Source organism: Micrococcus sp. HG099, from assembly GCF_024723355.1.
Taxonomy (GTDB): Bacteria; Actinomycetota; Actinomycetes; order Actinomycetales; family Micrococcaceae; genus Micrococcus; species Micrococcus endophyticus.
Genome location: NZ_JANQCJ010000174.1, coordinates 1 through 3441, shown reverse-complemented (window position 1 = coordinate 3441; position 3441 = coordinate 1). Strand labels below are relative to the sequence as shown.

Annotated in this window: 4 protein-coding genes; 2 read left to right on the top strand and 2 right to left on the bottom strand. The window is 75.8% G+C overall.

Annotation, left to right across the window (positions count from 1 at the left end; translation table 11 throughout):
- Positions 1 to 42 precede the first annotated feature (42 nt).
- Complete coding sequence (locus tag NWP10_RS11035; protein ID WP_258300944.1) at positions 43 to 780, top strand: rhomboid family intramembrane serine protease; 738 nt, start codon at positions 43 to 45, stop codon at positions 778 to 780.
- Between the two features lie 405 nt (positions 781 to 1185).
- Here NWP10_RS11035 and NWP10_RS11030 read toward each other — a convergent pair whose 3' ends face one another.
- The gene (locus NWP10_RS11030) at positions 1186 to 1503 is read right to left on the bottom strand and encodes a cell division protein CrgA (protein WP_017488924.1); all 318 of its coding nucleotides are present in this window, start codon (positions 1501 to 1503) and stop codon (positions 1186 to 1188) included.
- Positions 1504 to 1653: 150 nt separating this feature from the next.
- On the opposite strand from NWP10_RS11030, the gene NWP10_RS11025 reads away from it, so the two are divergent.
- Complete coding sequence (locus tag NWP10_RS11025) at positions 1654 to 2319, top strand: aminodeoxychorismate/anthranilate synthase component II (RefSeq protein ID WP_017488923.1); 666 nt, start codon at positions 1654 to 1656, stop codon at positions 2317 to 2319.
- Positions 2320 to 2341: 22 nt separating this feature from the next.
- Here the strand turns inward: NWP10_RS11025 and NWP10_RS11020 are convergent.
- Positions 2342 to 3441: PASTA domain-containing protein (locus tag NWP10_RS11020; RefSeq protein WP_258300943.1), on the bottom strand; the 1100-nt coding region annotated here is incomplete at its 5' end.

The following is a 3441-nucleotide window of genomic DNA, read 5'->3' as shown; positions in this document are numbered from 1 at the left end:
ACGACGTCCCCCGCCGCCGTCGGGAGCCCCGGCCCCGGCGGGGTGGGCTTGGCCGGCGCCGCCGGTCGCGGCGCCCCCGCCCGACGACGGACCGGCCTGGCCGCCGCGCCTGTCACCTGGACGCTGATCGCCGTCACCGTGGCGGCGTACGTGGCCCAGTGGGCCACCCGGGACACGGTCCCGGGCGTGACCGACGCGCTCTGGTACGCGGGCCTCTACACGTCGCCGTTCGGTCTGGAGCCGTGGCGGATGGCCACCTACGCGCTGGTCCACGACCTCTCCGGACCCACCCACCTGATCCTCAACATGCTGGCGCTGTGGGTGATCGGCCGCGTGCTCGAGCCGGCCCTGGGCTGGTGGCGCTTCGTGGCGCTCTACGTGCTCTCCGCCGTGGGCGGGGCGGTGTTCGCCCTGTGGGTCTCCGACCCGCTGCAGCCCGTGGTGGGCGCCTCCGGCGCGGTGTACGGCATGTTCGCGGCCCTGTTCCTCGTCACCCGGGTGCGGGGCGGGCAGGTGCGCTCGATCGCCGTGCTGATCGGGCTGAACCTCGTGATCTCGTTCCTGCTGCCCGGCATCTCGTGGCAGGTCCACGTGGGCGGGCTGATCACGGGCGCCGTCGTCGCCCTGGTGTACTCGCTGGCCGGCGGACTGCGGCCCGGCCGCGCGTCGGCCCCCTCGGCGGGCGCGCAGGCGGCCGGCCTGGTGCTGGTGGCCGCGCTCCTCGCCGTGCTCACGGTGCTCGGCGCCGACCGGATCGGGCTGGACGCCGTCCTGCGGTAGGGGACGGGCGGAGCCGGCCGAGCGGGCCGGGGCGGGGGGCGCGATGCTCCGGCCCCGGCCCGCCGGCGTGTGGCCCGGGAGGCCGACCGGACACCGGCCCGACGGCGGCGGGTCAGCCGGGCGTCCCCGGCTTCCGGGAGTTGTCCACAGGGGGGTGTGCACGAGTACCCACAGAGTTGTCCACAGGTGTGGACAGTGTGGATGAGGCGCCCGCCTCCCGCACGGAGCCGGGTCTGCGTCGTCCACAGGGTTGTCCACCGGTGTGGAGAACTACACACGTGTGATTCCGTGTCGGCGGCCGCGCAGGCCCACTCTCAGGTCCCTTGCGGACCCCCGCGCCGGACCTCACCCGGCCCCTCGCGCAGGGCCGTGGTCAGCCCCCGCTCGGGCCGAACCCGAGTCGCCTCACTCGCTCCAGCGGGACATCATGAGGAAGCCCACGAGGGCGATGCCGAAGCCGACCAGGATGTTCCAGCCGCCGATCGCCACGATGGGGAAGAGCCCCTGCGTGAGGTAGTAGACGACGATCCACAGCAGGCCCACGATCATCAGGCCGAACATCACGGCCTTGTACACGGGGGAGAGGGGCTTGGGGCCCGGATCCACGTCGCCGAGGTCCGTGGTCACCGCGGAGGAGCCCCGGCGAGCGCCGCGGCGGGCGTCCTCGAGCTCCTCGCGCTTGCGACGGGCCGAGTCCTTGCGCTTGCCGGAGGGTGCTGCCACGGGTCTGTCTCCTCGAGTGGGGGTACGGTGGTGGGGCGTCCCGCCCGGCGGGCGCCGAGACGGGGGAGGTATCCTGCTGACCAGCCCAGGACCGGGGTCAGCGGCGTGCCCGGCCAGTCTATGCACCCCGCTCCCACGCGGCGGGGAGGAATGAGCGGCACCGTGCCCAGCCCCGAGGTCTCCGTCCTCGTCGTCGACAACTACGACAGCTTCGTCTACACCCTGGTGGGCTATCTCGAGGAGCTCGGCGCCCGCACCACGGTGATCCGCAACGACGAGGTGGACGCCGCCCGCGCCCTCGAGCTCGCCGCGGAGCACACCGCAGTGCTCATCTCCCCCGGCCCCGGCGCCCCCGCGGACGCCGGCGTCTCCCTCGACCTCATCCGCGCCGCCGCGGACGGCGGCCGCCCGCTCTACGGCGTGTGCCTGGGCCACCAGGCCATCGCGGAGGCGTTCGGGGCCACCGTCACCCACGCCGAGTCCCTGATGCACGGCAAGACGTCCCTGGTCCGCCACGGCGACCACCCCATGTTCGCGGGCCTGCCCGAGCGCTTCACCGCCACCCGCTACCACTCGCTCGCGGCGGTGCGCTCCACCGTGGACGAGGCGGTCCTCCAGATCACCGCGGAGACCGAGGACGGCGTCGTCATGGGCCTGGCGCACCGCTCCGCCCCCCTGTGGGGCGTCCAGTTCCACCCCGAGTCGGTCCTCACCGAGGGCGGCTACCGGATGCTCGGCAACTGGCTCGAGTCCGTGGGGCTGACCGGCGCCGCCGACCGCGGCGGCCGGCTCTCCCCGCTCGTCCGCGGGGACTGAGCGCCGACGGCGCCGCCCCGGATCAGTCCGACGGCGGCGGGTCGATCGACGGCTCGGGATCCGGCGTGAGGGTCGGCGCCGGGTCCGAGAGCGTCGGCGTCGGCGAGGGGTCCTCGGTGGGCGTCGTCGTCCCGGTCGGGCTCGGCGTCGGCGTCGTGGGGTCCGGGGACGGCGAGGGCGACGGGGGGTCGGACGGCGTCGGGTCCACGGTCTCGGAGGGCGTGGGCGTCGGGGACGCCGAGGGCTCCGGCTCCGGCTCCTCCGAGGGCTCCGGCTCCTCGGAGGGCGGGACGCTCGAGGACGGCGGCGCGCTCGAGGACGGCGGCGCGCTCGAGGACGGCGGCGCGCTCGGGCGCACCGGCGGCGGGACCTCCGCGGAGGGCGACGGCGGCGGGGTCGGCTCGGCGGTGGGCTCCACCCACGTGGACGCCGTCAGCGTGAGCGAGGAACGGTTGTCCACGCGCGCGTCCGCGCCGGGGTCCTGGGAGACCACGGTGCCGGTCTCCGTGGCCGCGCCGTCCTCGTCCTGGATCCGCACGCGCAGCTCCGGGGCGCTCAGGGCCAGCTGACGCCGCGCGTCCTCCGCGCTCATGCCCACCACGTCCGGCACGCGCACCGTGCCGCTGGACAGGTGCAGCACCACCGAAGAGCCGGGCGGGACCGAGGTGGACAGCGCCGGGTCCGTGCGGGCCAGCATGCCCCGCTCGAGGCGGCCGTCGTCCTGGTACTGCACGGAGGACACGGTGAGGCCGAGCCGCTGCAGCTCCCGCCGGACCGCGTCCTCGGAGAGGCCGCGCAGGCTGCCGGGCAGGACCACGCCCTCGAGGCCGCGGGAGACGCGCAGCCCCACCTGGGTGCCGCGGTCCAGCTCGGTGCCCTCGGGCGGGTCGCTGCTGATGACGGTGCCGGCGGGGGCCTCGGAGCTGTGGGTCGAGGAGACCAGGGGCACGAGGCCAGCGTCCTCCAGGGCGGCCTCGGCCTGCTCCTGCGTCAGGCCCACGGTGGCGGGGACCTCCACGGTGCCGCGCAGGGTGGAGGCCAGCAGGGCGGCGAGCAGGGCCACCAGCACGGCGACGCCGGCCAGCAGCAGCCCGGCGACCAGCCGGCTGCGCCGCCCGCCGC

Excerpts from the sequence above, each read along its gene's own strand:
- NWP10_RS11025 (WP_017488923.1), top strand. The coding sequence starts at position 1,654 with ATGAGCGGCACCGTGCCCAGCCCCGAGGTCTCCGTCCTCGTCGTCGAC.